The sequence below is a fragment of the Streptomyces sp. H39-S7 genome (assembly GCF_027158205.1).
GTDB lineage: Bacteria > Actinomycetota > Actinomycetes > Streptomycetales > Streptomycetaceae > Actinacidiphila.
In genome coordinates, this window is the sequence record NZ_JAPVLU010000057.1 from 1 (window position 1) to 12,971 (window position 12,971).

Below are 12,971 nucleotides of genomic sequence, written 5' to 3' on the forward strand. Positions count from 1 at the left end.
GGAGTACCGGGCCAAGACCGTCGACCTCCAGGCGGCGGCGCGCAGGCTGCGCGGCGAGGCCGAGCAGCTGCGGGCCGACGCGGTCGCCGAGGGCGAGCGGATCCGCGGCGAGGCGCGCCGAGAGGCCGTCCAGCAGATCGAGGAGGCCGCCAGGACCGCCGAGGGCCTGCTGGCCAAGGCGAAGGCCGACGGCGACGAGATGCGCCAGGGCGCGTCCACCGAGTCCGACCGGATGCGGGCCGAGTCCACCGAGCGTGCCTCCGCGCTGAACAAGAAGGCCGAGGAGGCCCTGGAGCGGGCCCGCGCCGAGGCCGAGGTGCTGCGCGGCGAGGCCGAGCAGCAGGCCGGCCAGGTCAAGGACGACGCGGAGGCCGAGGCGCAGCGACAGCGCGGCGAGGCCGAGCAGACCGTGCTGCGGCTGCGCGCCGACGCCGAGGCGGACCTCGTGCGGCTGCGCGAGGAGGCCGAGCAGCGCGTCACCACCGCCGAGCAGGCGCTGCGCGACGCCCGCGGCGAGGCGGAACGGCTGCGCCGCGAGGCTGCCGACGAGGCGGAGCGGCTGCGGAACGAGACCGCGGAGCGGGTCCGCGTCCTGCAGGAGCAGGCCGAGGCCGAAACGGTACGGCTGCGGGACGAGGCCGCGTCCGACGCGTCGCAGACCCGCGCCGAGGCCGAAACCATCGCGGTGCGGCTGCGTACCGACGCCGCGACCGAGGCCGAGCAACTGCGCACCGAGGCGCAGGAGACCGCGGACCGGCTGCGCGCGGAGGCCGCCGCGGCGGCCGAGCGGACCGCCACCGAGGCCGCCGAAGCGCTGGCCGCCGCCCAGGAGGAGGCGGCCCGCCGCCGCCGCGAGGCCGAGGAACTGCTCGCGGCAGCGCGCGGCGAAGCCGACCAGGAGCGAGCCCAGGCCCGCCGCGAGAGCGAGGAACTGCTCGCGTCGGCCCGCACCCGGGTCCAGGAGGCCGGGGTCGAGGCCGACCGGCTGGTCGCCGAGGCCGCGTCGCGCGCCACCGAACTGGTCACCGCGGCGGAACAGACCGCCCAGCAGGTTCGCGACGCCGTCGCGCATCTCCACGAGCAGGCCGACGAGGAGATCGCCGGGCTGCGCTCCGCCGCCGAGCACGCCGCCAACCGGCTGCGCACCGAGGCCCAGGGCGAGGCCGACCGGCTGCACGCCGACGCCAACTCCGAGCGGGAGCGCGCCGCCGAGGACGCCGCACGGATCCGCCGGGACGCCAAGGAGGAGACGGACGCCGCCAAGTCGCTGGCGGAGCGCACCGTTTCCGAGGCGATCGAGGAGTCCGAGCAGCTGCGCACGGAGTCCCGTGACGACGCCAACCGCCGCCGCACCGAGGCCGCCGGCCAGGCCGACCAGCTGATCACCAAGGCCCGCGAGGAGGCCGAGCGCCTCGGCATACTCGCCAAGGACGCCCTGGAGAACGCCGAACGCGAGTCGGAGGCGACCCGCACGGAGTCCGACCGGATCCGCGACGAGGCCCGCGAGGATTCCAACCGCCGCCGCAGCGAGGCCGCCGAGCAGGCGGACGAGCTGATCGCCAAGGCGCAGGCCGAGGCGGTACGGATCGGGGCGGCCGCCGAGGAGCAGTCCGACACGATGGTCGGCGCCGCCCGCGCCGAGGCCGAACGGATCTTCGCCGAGGCGACGCTGGAGTGCAACGGCCTGGTCGAGCGGGCCCGTACGGACGCGGACACCCTGCTCGCCGAGGCGCGCCGGGACGCCACGTCCATAAGGGAACGCACCGAGGACCTGCGCACGCGCGTCGAGTCCGAGGTCGAGGAGCTGCACGAGCGGGCCCGCAAGGAGTCCTCCGAGCAGATGCGGACGGCCGGCGAGCGGGTCGACAAGCTGGTCGCGGCCGCCACCGAGCAGCTCACCGAGGCCGAGGCGAAGGCCGAGGAGCTCAAGTCCACGGCCTCGTCCGAGGCGAGCAAGGTACGGATCGCCGCCGTGAAGAAGGCCGAGGGGCTGCTCAAAGAAGCCGAGCAGAAGAAGGCCGACGCGGAGCGGGAAGCGGAGCGGGTCAAGGGGGAGGCCCGGGCCGAGGCGGAGCGTACGGTCAACGAGGGGAAGCGCGAGTTGGAGCTTCTGGTGCGCCGCCGACAGGACATCAATGCCGAGATCTCCCGTGTCCAGGACGTCCTGGAGGCGTTGGAGTCATTCGAGACCCCTGGTGCCGGGAAGAACGCGGTGACCGCCGGCGCGGGGGCCGGAACCACTCGTTCGGGGGGCAAGCGCAACGACGATGCTCCACTCGATTGAGCGGACATTCTGCATACCTAATAGGCAATGGCTCGGTGACACGCCGTCCGGGCCCCTAGGATTCCCTCTATCACCTCACCCGGTCTGAATTGACAGGAACCCCATGAGTGACACCTCCTCCCCCTTCGGCTTCGAACTCGTTCGGCGCGGATATGACCGCGGTCAGGTGGACGACCGCATCACCAAGCTCGTCGCCGACCGTGATAGCGCACTGACCAGGATCACCGCCCTCGAGAAGCGGATCGAGGAGCTACACCTCGAGACCCAGAACGCGCAGGCGCAGGTCAACGACGCCGAGCCGTCGTACGCCGGCCTCGGCGCCCGCGTCGAGAAGATCCTCCGCCTCGCCGAGGAGGAGGCGAAGGACCTTCGTGAGGAGGCCCGCCGCGCGGCCGAGCAGCACCGTGAGCTGGCGGAGTCCGCCGCCAACCAGGTGCGCAACGACGCCGAGACCTTCGCCGCGGACCGCAAGTCCAAGGCCGAGGACGAGGGCGCCCGGATCGTCGACAAGGCGAAGTCCGACTCCACGCAGCTGCGTGGCGAGGCCCAGAAGGACGCGCAGGCCAAGCGTGAGGAGGCCGACGCCCTCTTCGAGGAGACCCGTGCCAAGGCCGCCCAGGCCGCGGCCGACTTCGAGACGAACCTGGCCAAGCGCCGCGAGCAGTCCGAGCGTGACCTGGCGTCGCGTCAGGCCAAGGCCGAGAAGCGCCTGGCGGAGATCGAGCACCGCGCCGAGCAGCTCCGCCTGGAGGCCGAGAAGCTCCGTACCGACGCCGAGCGCCGCGCCCGCCAGACGGTGGAGACGGCTCAGCGCCAGTCCGAGGACATCGTCGCGGACGCGAACGCGAAGGCCGACCGGATCCGCAGCGAGTCCGAGCGCGAGCTGGCGGCGCTCACCAACCGCCGCGACAGCATCAACGCCCAGCTGACCAACGTCCGCGAGATGCTGGCCACCCTCACCGGTGCGGCGGTGGCCGCGGCCACCGGCCCGGCCGACGAGGAGCCGATCTCCCGCGGCGTCCCGGCGCAGCAGAGCAGGTAACACCACGAAGCGGGCATACCCACCCCGCTGATTCCCCGTCACACCAAACCCCCGTCCTCCTCGGATGGGGGTTTGGGCGTGACGGGGGTCCTGGTGAACATTAGGTTGGGACCATGATTGAACTGCAGGGGCTCACGAAGCGGTACGGGGACAAGACCGCTGTCGACAACCTCACGTTCACCGTGCGCCCCGGCGTGGTGACCGGCTTCCTCGGGCCGAACGGCGCGGGCAAGTCCACGACGATGCGGATGATGCTGGACCTGGATGCGCCGACGGGCGGCAGCGTCCTCATCGACGGTCAGCACTACCGCGAGCTCAGCGAGCCGCTGAAGTACATCGGCGCGCTGTTGGAGGCCAAGGCCGTGCACGGCGGCCGCACCGCCTACAACCACCTGCTGTGCCTGGCGCAGTCCAACAGGATCCCGGTCAGCCGGGTCGACGAGGTGCTGGATACGGTCGGGCTGACGTCGGTCGCCCACAAGCGCTCGAAGGGCTTCTCACTCGGGATGGGGCAGCGGCTCGGCATCGCGGCCGCGCTGCTCGGCGACCCCGAGATCCTGATGTTCGACGAGCCGGTCAACGGGCTCGACCCCGAGGGCATCCACTGGATCCGCAACCTCATGAAGGATCTGGCCGCCAGGGGACGTACGGTCTTCGTCTCCAGCCACCTGATGAGCGAGATGGCGCTGACCGCCGAGCACCTCATCGTCATCGGCCGCGGCCGGTTGATGGCCGACACCTCGATGGCCGACTTCATCGACAAGAACTCCCGCTCGTTCGTCCGGCTCCGGACCCCCGACCAGGAGAAGATGCGCGACGCGCTGGCGGCCGCGAACCTCACCCCGGTGGTGACGCAGGACGGCGCCTTCGAGATCCAGGACGGTGACGCGGCGCAGATCGGCGAGCTGGCGGCCCGCCATCAACTGGTCCTGCACGAGCTGAGCCCGCAGCTGGCCTCCCTGGAAGAAGCGTTCATGCAGCTCACCGCCGATTCGGTGGAGTACCACGCGGGCGGGAGCGCGGGAAGCCCCGACGCCGCGGTTCCCGGCCCCGAGGCCGGCGCACCGCAGTGGGGCGCCGGCTGGACCGACGGCTCAGGCAAGGCCCCCCGTACCGGAAAGGACTCCTGACCATGGCGTCACCCAGCGCTGTCCTGCTGTCGGAGTGGACCAAGGTCAAGACGGTCCGCTCGACGGTGTGGACCCTCATCGCCGCCCTGCTCGTCACGCTGGTCATCAGCGGGCTCTTCGCCCTGATCACGAACAATCAGTGGCACACCCTCAGCGCCCAGGACCGGGCCACGTTCGACGCGACCAACCTGAGCTTCTCCGGCCTGTGGCTGGGCCAGCTCGCGCTGATCGTCTTCGGGGTCCTCGTCGTGACCAGCGAGTACAGCACCGGAATGATCCGGGCCTCGCTCGCCGCGGTCCCCCAGCGCGGCCTCTTCTTCTTCGCGAAGATGGTGATCACGACGGGTCTCGCGTTCGTCGTCGGCATGGCCACCAGCTTCATCTGCTTCTTCGTGGGACAGGCGCTGCTGGGCGACCACGGCACCACGATCGGCGCACCGGGCGTGCTGCGCGCGGTGTTCGGCGCAGGCCTCTACATGACGATGATGGTCCTGTTTTCTGCGGGCGTGTCCATGATGTTCCGCAGCCCGATGCTGTCGCTCGGCATCCTGATGCCGTTCTTCTTCCTCATCTCCATCATTCTCGGCAACGCGCCGGTCGTGAAGAAGGTGGGCAAGTACCTTCCGGACCAGGCGGGTCAGAAGATCATGCAGGTGGTGCAGCCTACCGACAGCGACGTCCCTTACGGCCCCTGGGGCGGGATGGCCATCATGGCCGTCTGGGTGATCGCCGCGCTGCTCGGCGGCTACCTGGTGCTCAAGAACCGCGACGCGTGAGCGACCTGCGAGCGTACCGGCAGGGGTACCGGAAGGACACCCCTGCTGGAACCGTTCACGCCCCTGTAGCCTCCTAAACCTCACGGGGGCACGTGCCCCGGTTGAATGCGAGGGGCAAGCATGATCGAGGCAACGGGCCTCACCAAGCGCTACGGCGCGAAGACGGCTGTGTACAACCTGTCGTTCCAGGTCCGATCGGGTGCCGTGACCGGCTTCCTCGGACCGAACGGCTCGGGCAAGTCCACCACCATGCGGATGATCCTGGGCCTGGACGATCCGTCGGCGGGGCACGTCACCATCGGCGGCCAGCCGTACCGGCAGCTGACGAACGCCCCCCGCAGGGTCGGCGCCCTCCTCGACGCCAAGGCCGTGCACGGCGGCCGCAGCGCGCGCCAGCACCTGCTGTGCCTGGCGCAGTTGTCCGGCATCCCGGCCCGCCGGGTGGACGAGGTGCTGGGCGTCGTCGGGCTCCAGGACGTCGCGTCGCGCCGTTCCAAGGGCTTCTCCCTCGGCATGGGCCAGCGGCTCGGCATAGCCGGCGCCCTGCTCGGCGACCCCGAGGTGCTGCTCTTCGACGAACCGGTGAACGGCCTGGACCCGGAGGGCATCCTCTGGGTCCGCAACCTCATGCGGAAGCTCGCCTCGGAGGGCCGCACGGTCTTCGTGTCGAGCCACCTCATGAGCGAGATGGCGCTGACCGCCGACCACTTGATCGTGATCGGCCGCGGCCAACTGCTCGCCGACATGAGCGTCAAGGACTTCATCGACCGCAACTCGACCGCGCACGCCACGGTCCGCACCCCCGATGACGCCGGGATGCGCGACAAGCTGTCGAAGGCGCTCAGCGAGGCCGGCGGCCACGTGCAGCCCGAGCAGGACGGCACGTTGCGCGTCACCGGCCTGGAGCTGCCGCGGATCAGCGACCTGGCGCACGAGATCGACGTACGCCTGTGGGAGCTCTCGCCGCACCAGGCCTCTCTGGAAGAGGCGTACATGCGGATGACGAGCGGCGCGGTGGACTACCGCTCCACGCAGGACCCGCGCCAGGGACTGCAGCAGCCCGGCCCGCACCCGCAGCAGGGCTACCCGCCGCAAGGCCCGTACCCGCCGCAGGGTTACCAGCAGACCGGCTACCCGCAGCAGGCGCCCGGCGGCTGGGGCCAGCCCCCGGTGCACCAGGCGCCGCAGCAGCAGTACGCGCAGCCGCAGCCCTACGCCCAGCCGTACGGCCAGCAGCCCGCGGGACCGCCGCAGCAGCCGCAGCCGTACGCGCCGGCCAACGCCCTGCCCGCGCAGCCGCCGGCCGCTCCGGCCGCACCCGCCGCTCCGGCCGCTCCGGCCGCGCCTCCCGTGGCTCCCCCCGCCGCTCCCAGCCTCAACAAGTCCGACAGCGAGGACGCCCGATGACCGCCCCCGTCCCCGCCCCCGGCGCCCCCTACACGTACGCCCAGCAGTACACGTCCCCGATCGCGGTGCAGAACACCACGCTGGTGCACGCGCTGAAGTCCGAGTGGACGAAGATCCGCACGGTGCGCTCCACCGTGTGGACGATCAGCGTGATGCTCGTCGTCGTCATCGGCATCGGCATGCTGGTGACGTGGGCGATGAGCCAGGACGACTACGTCGGGGCGCCGCTGCTCAGCGGTGGCCTGTTCGGCCTCATGCTCGGCCAGCTCGCGGTGATCACCCTCGGCGTCCTGGTGGTGACGTCCGAGTACAGCACCGGCATGATCCGTACGACGTTCACCGCCTGCCCGAGCCGCTCCCGCGTGCTGACGGCCAAGGCGATCGTCTTCTTCGGCCTGTCGTTCGTGACGACGACCGCGGCCTGCGGGATCACCGCGCTCATCAACTCCGCGGCCCTGTCGGACCAGCGGGTCCCGGAGTCCGACTTCGACGACTCGGCGATGCAGGGTTCGATCGAGGCCGGCAAGGTCGTCGCCCACGCGGGCCAGTGGCTGGGAGCCACCGTCGGCGCCGGTCTGTTCGTGGCGCTTCTCGGCCTGCTCTCGCTGGCGATCGGCACGCTGCTGCGGCACTCGGCGGGCGCCATCACGGCCATGATGGGCGTGGTGCTCCTGCCGCTGATCCTGGCGCTCTTCATGTTCGCGGACAGCATGCACCCGCTGCGCGACTTCCTGATCAAGTACTCGGCGCTCAACGGACTCGCGTCCATGTACCGCATCCCGATGGACGGCGGCACCAGCACCGGCTGGCCGGGGCTGGGGCTGCTCGCGATCATCACGGCCGTCGCTCTGGGCGGCGCCTACGCCGTACTGGCCAAGCGCGACGTCTGACACCCGCTCCGCTCAGTAGCGCGGCGCGTTACGGGACCGCTGCACCCTCGTGGTGCGGCGGTCCTTCGCGTTCCAGCACGCCCGGTGCCAGTGTCTGCGGTCGTCCACGCCACCGCCGTACTCCGGCCAGGCCACCAAGTGGCCGACGGCGGGCGGGATCTCCTGGTCGCATCCCGGGCACCGGTAGCTCTTGCCCGCGGCGCTCCCCGCGATCGGCCGCACCGACCACTCCTCGCCCTGCCAGGTCTCGGTACGCTCGGAACCCCGGCCCGGACCCGGTTCCCCGGGACGGTCGGCGGAGCTGTCACCACCGCGCGGGTGGTTTCGACGCGGCGACATGGGACACCTCGCGGTTCGTTCGGTCGGGGCAGCTCATCCCAGGGTACGCGGCAGGTGAGGGGAGGGTCGTACCCCCGATTCCGCCCCCGGCCCGGCCTCTGTTGCCGAAAATCATGAAATCGCTGCGGCTGGCCGTGCCTTTGGCACGTGTCAAGCGTTAGTGCCTGTAGAGGAGGGAGTGACCGATGCGCGTTGGGACTTTTGTTCTCGCAGCTCAGTTTCCCGGTCAGGGTCAGGGGGAGGTGCTGCACCGGGCGGTGCGGTCGGCCGAGCTGGCCGAGTCCGCGGGGCTGGACGCCGTGTGGCTGGCGGAGCACCATTTCGTTCCCTATGGAGTCTGCCCGTCCGCGGTGACGCTCGCGGCGTTTCTGCTGGGCCGTACCAGCACCATCGGGGTGGGCACGGCGGTCAGCGTGTTGCCGACCGCCCATCCAGTGGCTCTCGGCGAGCAGGCGGCCCTGCTGCACATAACCTCGGGCGGCCGCTTCACCCTCGGCGTCGGGCGAGGAGGCCCGTGGGTGGACCTGGAGGTCTTCGGCGGCGGCATCGAAGCCTTCGAGCAGGGCTTCCCGGAATCACTCGACCTGCTGACGCGCTGGCTGCGCGAACCCCGCGTCGGGGCGGACGGGCCCCGCTACTCGTTCCGCGAGGTGCCGGTCGTACCGCGCCCCGACGAGCTGGACGAGCCGGGCCCGCCGGTCATCGTCGCCTGCACCTCACCGAACTCCGTCCGGCTGGCCGCGGAACGCGGTCTGCCGATGCTGCTCGGGATGCACTGCGGCGACGAGGAGAAGGCCGGGATGGTCGAGCTCTGGCAGCTCACCGCGCGGGCCGCCGGGCTCTCCCCCGAGGTCATCGCGGCGGCCGGCGCCGAGCACGTGTCAGCGGGCGTCGTCCAGATCGCGGACAGCCGTGCGGACGCCGTGGAGGCGCTGGTGAAGTCGATGCCCGGCTGGCTGCAACGCGGCCTCGCGGCCCACCAGACCGTGGACGGCAGTGCACGCGCTATGCGAAACCCGCTCAGCTACACGGAGTTGCTCTGCGATCTCCACCCGGTGGGCACGGCACGGCTCTGCGCCGACCGGCTGGCGGCCACTTCCGAGCGGACGGGGATCACGCGCTTCGCCCTGCTGGTGGAAGGTTCGGGAGATCTGGCTGTCACCGAGGAGAACGTGGTGCGGCTGGGCAGCGACGTGCTCCCGCAATTGGCCTGAACTTGAGAGCGGGAGCACGCGGACCGCTGTCACAAATGGATCAGCAGTCCCTGAATTCCGGTGACTGGTTGAGCAGTTGGGAGCGCACGGAAGTAAACTTTCCGTAACTCCCGTCAACGGCCGGGTCGAGCGGGAATACCGCTACCCGGTGGCAGTTCTGAAACGCGAGTCGGACCCCGAAATGACGCTGCAGGGCACCCCGTATCGCGTCACTCGCCAGAGCGCGCAAGAGCTGTCCGCGCGCCTGCTCGTCCGGCGGCGGCACCTGGTTGTCGGCGAAAGAACCCCCGTCAACCTTGAGTTGCGCCACCAGTGAACTGATCATCTCCCATGCGTACGGCAGGGAGGTCCGGACGCAGTCGACGAATTCCTTCTCGTCGACCTCGCCTCGCTCGGCCTGTTCGAGGAGGGCCGGTGAGACGTCGAGCGACATGGGTACTCCTCTCGTGACCCCGCGATGTGCGGAGCCAGACGGACATGGACCGGAAACCGTCCGAGCTTCTCCCGCACGACGGCTTCCACATACAACGGTAGGCGGCGGGGTCCTGAGGCACCAGGAGGTAGCGCGCACAACCGGCCAATTTTCAACAGTGGCCCTGACCCGTCTGTTGAGGGCGAATCGCGCGCGGGGTGGGGTGTCGAGTAGCGTTGCGCACCATGCGCCTCGTCATTGCCCGCTGCTCCGTGGACTACGCGGGCAAGCTCTCCGCCCACCTCCCGTCGGCGACCCGTTTGCTCCTTGTCAAAGCCGACGGTTCGGTCTCCATCCACGCCGACGACCGCGCCTACAAGCCACTCAACTGGATGTCCCCGCCGTGCACCCTCAAGGTGGGCGACGACGGCGTCTGGACCGTGGTGAACAAGGCCGGTGAGCAGCTGATCATCACCATCGAGGAGGTCCTCCACGACTCCTCGCACGAACTCGGGATCGACCCCGGCCTCATCAAGGACGGCGTCGAGGCCCACCTCCAGGAACTGCTCGCGGACCGCATGGAAGTACTGGGCGTGGGATGGACCCTGATCCGGCGCGAGTACATGACGGCGATCGGCCCGGTCGACATCCTCTGCCGGGACGCCGAAGGCGGGACGGTCGCGGTGGAACTCAAGCGGCGGGGAGACATCGACGGCGTCGAGCAGCTCACCCGCTACCTCGAACTCCTGAACCGCGACCCGCACCTCGCCCCGGTGAAGGGCGTCTTCGCCGCCCAGGAGATCAAGCCCCAGGCCCGCGTCCTGGCCACCGATCGCGGCATCGGCTGCGTCGTCCTCGACTACGACGCGATGCGCGGCATCGAGGACGACAAACTCCGCCTGTTCTGATCGCAGCCCATTCCGCTCCCGAGCGGATCACGCTAGGCGCGTTACGCCCCGGCCCGCGGATTACCAGCGGGCCGGGGTTTGGCGTTGGTCGGCGCTAGCCGCCGGCGGGCGGGGTGATCGGCGGCGTGGTGGTCTCCGTGGGGGTCGCACTAGTTGACGTCGACGCGGACGGAGAGGTGGACGCTGTCGGGGAAGCGCTCGGAGAACCCGTCGGGCCACCGGTCGACGTCGACGGGGGCTTCGTGTGCCCCGTCGAAGGCGACGTCTGCGTGCCCGTGCCCGGTGCCGTCGAGGATCCGCCCGGCTTGCCGGACTTCGCGGGTACCCCGCCCGGGGTCGTCGCCGCGCCCGACGTCGGGGTGCCCGGCTTCGTGGACGTGGTGCCGTCCGTCGTCTGCTGGTCGGCGGGGAGGCCCGCGTTCTGGTCGTCCGGCTGGGCGGACTCGACCGGCTTCACGTTGTTCGGCACGTTGCGGTTCTCGCTGCCGCCACCACCCGAGCCGAGCGTGACGACCGTGCCGATGACCGCCGCCAGCGCGGCGGCCGCGCCCGCGGCGAGGATGTTGCGGCGGGGATTGGCGAGGGCCGCCCGTACGGTGCGGCGGGCCGCCGGTGCGCCGCCCGCGGCGAGTCGCTTGCTGATGACGGTGACGGGCGGGTCGTAGGTGTCGCGGGGAGCGGCGGAAGCCGCGAGGTGCGAATCCGGGCCCGCGCCGGGTATCTCCAGGCCGGCGACGGCCGGTACCAGCGCCGCGGAGCCGCTGGAGCGATCGTTGACGAGCGCGAGGGTCCGTCGGCCCACCAGGGTGCCCTGGCGGTCGGCGAGCGCCCCGCGCAGGGCTATGGACGCTTCCAGTTCGGCCCGCGCCCGGTCGAGGCCGCCGGTGCAGAGCGCGAGGACGCCCAGCTCGTGATGGAAGTACGCCTCTTCGGCCACTTCGCCGGCCAGCCGGGCCGATTCCTGCCCGATCCGCAGCGCCCGCTCCCAGGCGCTCCAGTGCAGCGCGCCGGCGAACGCGGGGGCTGCCGTGCGGGCGAGCAGGACGGCGTTGCTGGGGTGCCCGGCGTCGCGGCACGCGGCCATGGCGGCCAGGATCGCTTCGGCCTCGGAGGCGGCCCGCTCGGGGGCGACCGAGGCATGGCCCGCCCACCAGGTGTAGTGCTGTGCCGCGGCGAGTGCGCGGGCGGTGTCCTCGGTCTCGGTGGCGAGTCCTGCGGACAGTTGCTGACGCACCCCGGCGGCGAGCCGGTAGTGCGAGGCGACGGGGACGGCGAGGCCGCAGGCGGCTATCTCGCCGAGTGCGGCGTCACCGTGGGTGTCGCCGACGAGCGCGGGAAGGTGCGAGGGGTGCGGGCATTCGCCGTCGAGCGCGACGGCGAAGTCCAGCGCCTGCTGGGCCGCCTCGCTGAGCCGGGACGCGAGCAGTTCGGCGGGCGCGGCGCTCTCGGCGAGCGACGGCAGCGGTACGCGGTTGGCGGGCTCGGCGTCGAACGGTCCGCCGGTCTCGGGGTCCGACGTCCAGACGGAGTCGTCCCACTCCTTACCGGCCTCGATCGGGTTGCGCAGGACATCGCGCTGCCGCAGCAGCGCACCGGCCTGGAAGAAGCGCAGCGGCAGGCCCTCGGATTCGAACCACAGGTCAGCTGCCCAGGCGGCTTCCTCCTCGTCGAGCGGGCGCTTCACTACGTGCTCCAGCAGGGCCAGGCACGCGACGCGGGTGAGGCCGGGCAGGAAGACCTCCTCGATCTGCGAGTCGGAGGCCGGGGCCGCGACGTCGGGCGTCGCGGTGATCAGGAAGGCGCACTCCGGCACGGCGTTCAGCAGCTCTTCGAGCGCGGCGCCGCCGAATTCCAGGTCGTCCAGGACGACGATCGCGCCGACGTCGCTCAGCAGCTCCAGGAGGCGCGGGCGGTCGGGGCGGTACCCGTCGGCTTCGTAGACGAGGGAGAAGAGGTCCTGCAGCAGGTCGGCGGAGGTGCGGCGGTAGCCGGACAGCCGCAGTATCCCGTCGGGCGCGAGGTCGGCGCAGGCTTCGGCGACGACGTCGAGCAGCGAGCTGCGGCCGGCGCCGGACGGGCCGGTGACGCGCACCGAGCGGCCGCGGGCGAGCAGCCGGATGAGTCGCTCCCGCTCCTCGTCGCGCTCCAGCAGGGGCAGCTCGGGCGCATGCGGGCCCGGGGGCAGGGGCGGGCGGCGGGCCTCGGTCTGCCGCTGCCGGTCCTGCGCGCTGCGGAGTACGGGTGAGCGCCGCTCCTCCGGCGGGCACTGTGCGACTTCGCTGCCGTCCACCGGGTTGACGGTGAGCAGGAAGTCGCCCGCGACCACTTGGACGACCCGGGCGGGGCCCGGGCGTCCCGTGTCCCCTTCGGGCCACAGGGTCTCCCCGCCGAAGACGGGGGCAGGCTCGCGCGGCGGGCGCGGTATCCGCGCCAGCGCCATGGTGTCGTCGGCGGCAACCGGCTCGGGCACCGGTGCCGCGAGATCGTCTGGTCGACCGGAGTGTGGGTCCATCGTTTCCGCCCCCCATATGCGTCGCGTACGGGGTCGTGTCGGACCACCGTACGTCCG

General features: G+C 71.4%; 10 protein-coding genes and 1 pseudogene. 8 read left to right on the forward strand and 3 right to left on the reverse strand.

The features are described from left to right. The 6 genes and pseudogenes from O3X23_RS36750 to O3X23_RS36775 all read left to right on the forward strand — a co-directional run. Nucleotides 1-2,284 (forward strand): annotated as a pseudogene (locus O3X23_RS36750) (hypothetical protein); the annotation flags it as partial. A gap of 103 nt (nt 2,285-2,387) precedes the next feature. After that, the gene (locus O3X23_RS36755) at nt 2,388-3,326 is read left to right on the forward strand and encodes a cellulose-binding protein (RefSeq protein WP_138357149.1); all 939 of its coding nucleotides are present in this window, start codon (nt 2,388-2,390) and stop codon (nt 3,324-3,326) included. Between the two features lie 113 nt (nt 3,327-3,439). Then, nucleotides 3,440-4,456 (forward strand): ABC transporter ATP-binding protein, encoded by a 1,017-nt coding sequence (locus O3X23_RS36760; RefSeq protein WP_269277227.1) that lies wholly within the window; start codon nt 3,440-3,442, stop codon nt 4,454-4,456. A 2-nt stretch (nt 4,457-4,458) separates the two neighbouring features. Continuing rightward, the gene (locus O3X23_RS36765; protein ID WP_269277230.1) at nt 4,459-5,232 is read left to right on the forward strand and encodes an ABC transporter permease; all 774 of its coding nucleotides are present in this window, start codon (nt 4,459-4,461) and stop codon (nt 5,230-5,232) included. A gap of 120 nt (nt 5,233-5,352) precedes the next feature. Then, nucleotides 5,353-6,639 (forward strand): ABC transporter ATP-binding protein, encoded by a 1,287-nt coding sequence (locus O3X23_RS36770; protein WP_269277233.1) that lies wholly within the window; start codon nt 5,353-5,355, stop codon nt 6,637-6,639. After that, nucleotides 6,636-7,529, forward strand: coding sequence for an ABC transporter permease subunit (locus O3X23_RS36775; protein ID WP_269277237.1), 894 nt, complete (start codon nt 6,636-6,638; stop codon nt 7,527-7,529). The genes O3X23_RS36770 and O3X23_RS36775 overlap by 4 nt, the downstream gene beginning before the upstream one ends. 12 nt (nt 7,530-7,541) lie before the next feature. Here the strand turns inward: O3X23_RS36775 and O3X23_RS36780 are convergent, their stop codons facing one another. Further along, nucleotides 7,542-7,868, reverse strand: coding sequence for an ATP/GTP-binding protein (locus O3X23_RS36780; RefSeq protein WP_269277240.1), 327 nt, complete (start codon nt 7,866-7,868; stop codon nt 7,542-7,544). Nucleotides 7,869-8,053: 185 nt separating this feature from the next. Here O3X23_RS36780 and O3X23_RS36785 point away from each other — a divergent pair, with 185 nt between their 5' ends. After that, nucleotides 8,054-9,082 (forward strand): LLM class flavin-dependent oxidoreductase, encoded by a 1,029-nt coding sequence (locus O3X23_RS36785; RefSeq protein WP_269277243.1) that lies wholly within the window; start codon nt 8,054-8,056, stop codon nt 9,080-9,082. A gap of 40 nt (nt 9,083-9,122) precedes the next feature. On the opposite strand, the gene O3X23_RS36790 is transcribed toward O3X23_RS36785, so the two are convergent. Further along, nucleotides 9,123-9,515 carry an SCO5389 family protein gene (locus O3X23_RS36790; protein ID WP_138357354.1) on the reverse strand — a complete coding sequence of 131 codons (393 nt, stop codon included), beginning with the start codon at nt 9,513-9,515 and terminating at the stop codon, nt 9,123-9,125. Between the two features lie 224 nt (nt 9,516-9,739). Between O3X23_RS36790 and nucS the strand changes: the two genes are divergently transcribed. Beyond that, the gene (nucS, locus tag O3X23_RS36795) at nt 9,740-10,402 is read left to right on the forward strand and encodes an endonuclease NucS (protein ID WP_269277248.1); all 663 of its coding nucleotides are present in this window, start codon (nt 9,740-9,742) and stop codon (nt 10,400-10,402) included. A 94-nt stretch (nt 10,403-10,496) separates the two neighbouring features. On the opposite strand, the gene O3X23_RS36800 is transcribed toward nucS, so the two are convergent. Then, nucleotides 10,497-12,872: an ATP-binding protein gene (locus tag O3X23_RS36800; RefSeq protein ID WP_269277251.1), complete on the reverse strand. Its 2,376-nt coding sequence runs from the start codon at nt 12,870-12,872 to the stop codon at nt 10,497-10,499. Nucleotides 12,873-12,971: the final 99 nt, after the last annotated feature.

What these genes read in the sequence shown, in the direction of transcription:
- O3X23_RS36755 (WP_138357149.1), top strand. Translation starts at nt 2,388, where the DNA reads ATGAGTGACACCTCCTCCCCCTTCGGCTTCGAACTCGTTCGGCGCGGA.
- O3X23_RS36760 (WP_269277227.1), top strand. Translation starts at nt 3,440, where the DNA reads ATGATTGAACTGCAGGGGCTCACGAAGCGGTACGGGGACAAGACCGCT.
- O3X23_RS36765 (WP_269277230.1), top strand. Translation starts at nt 4,459, where the DNA reads ATGGCGTCACCCAGCGCTGTCCTGCTGTCGGAGTGGACCAAGGTCAAG.
- O3X23_RS36770 (WP_269277233.1), top strand. Translation starts at nt 5,353, where the DNA reads ATGATCGAGGCAACGGGCCTCACCAAGCGCTACGGCGCGAAGACGGCT.
- O3X23_RS36775 (WP_269277237.1), top strand. Translation starts at nt 6,636, where the DNA reads ATGACCGCCCCCGTCCCCGCCCCCGGCGCCCCCTACACGTACGCCCAG.
- O3X23_RS36780 (WP_269277240.1), bottom strand. Translation starts at nt 7,868, where the DNA reads ATGTCGCCGCGTCGAAACCACCCGCGCGGTGGTGACAGCTCCGCCGAC.
- O3X23_RS36785 (WP_269277243.1), top strand. Translation starts at nt 8,054, where the DNA reads ATGCGCGTTGGGACTTTTGTTCTCGCAGCTCAGTTTCCCGGTCAGGGT.
- O3X23_RS36790 (WP_138357354.1), bottom strand. Translation starts at nt 9,515, where the DNA reads ATGTCGCTCGACGTCTCACCGGCCCTCCTCGAACAGGCCGAGCGAGGC.
- nucS (WP_269277248.1), top strand. Translation starts at nt 9,740, where the DNA reads ATGCGCCTCGTCATTGCCCGCTGCTCCGTGGACTACGCGGGCAAGCTC.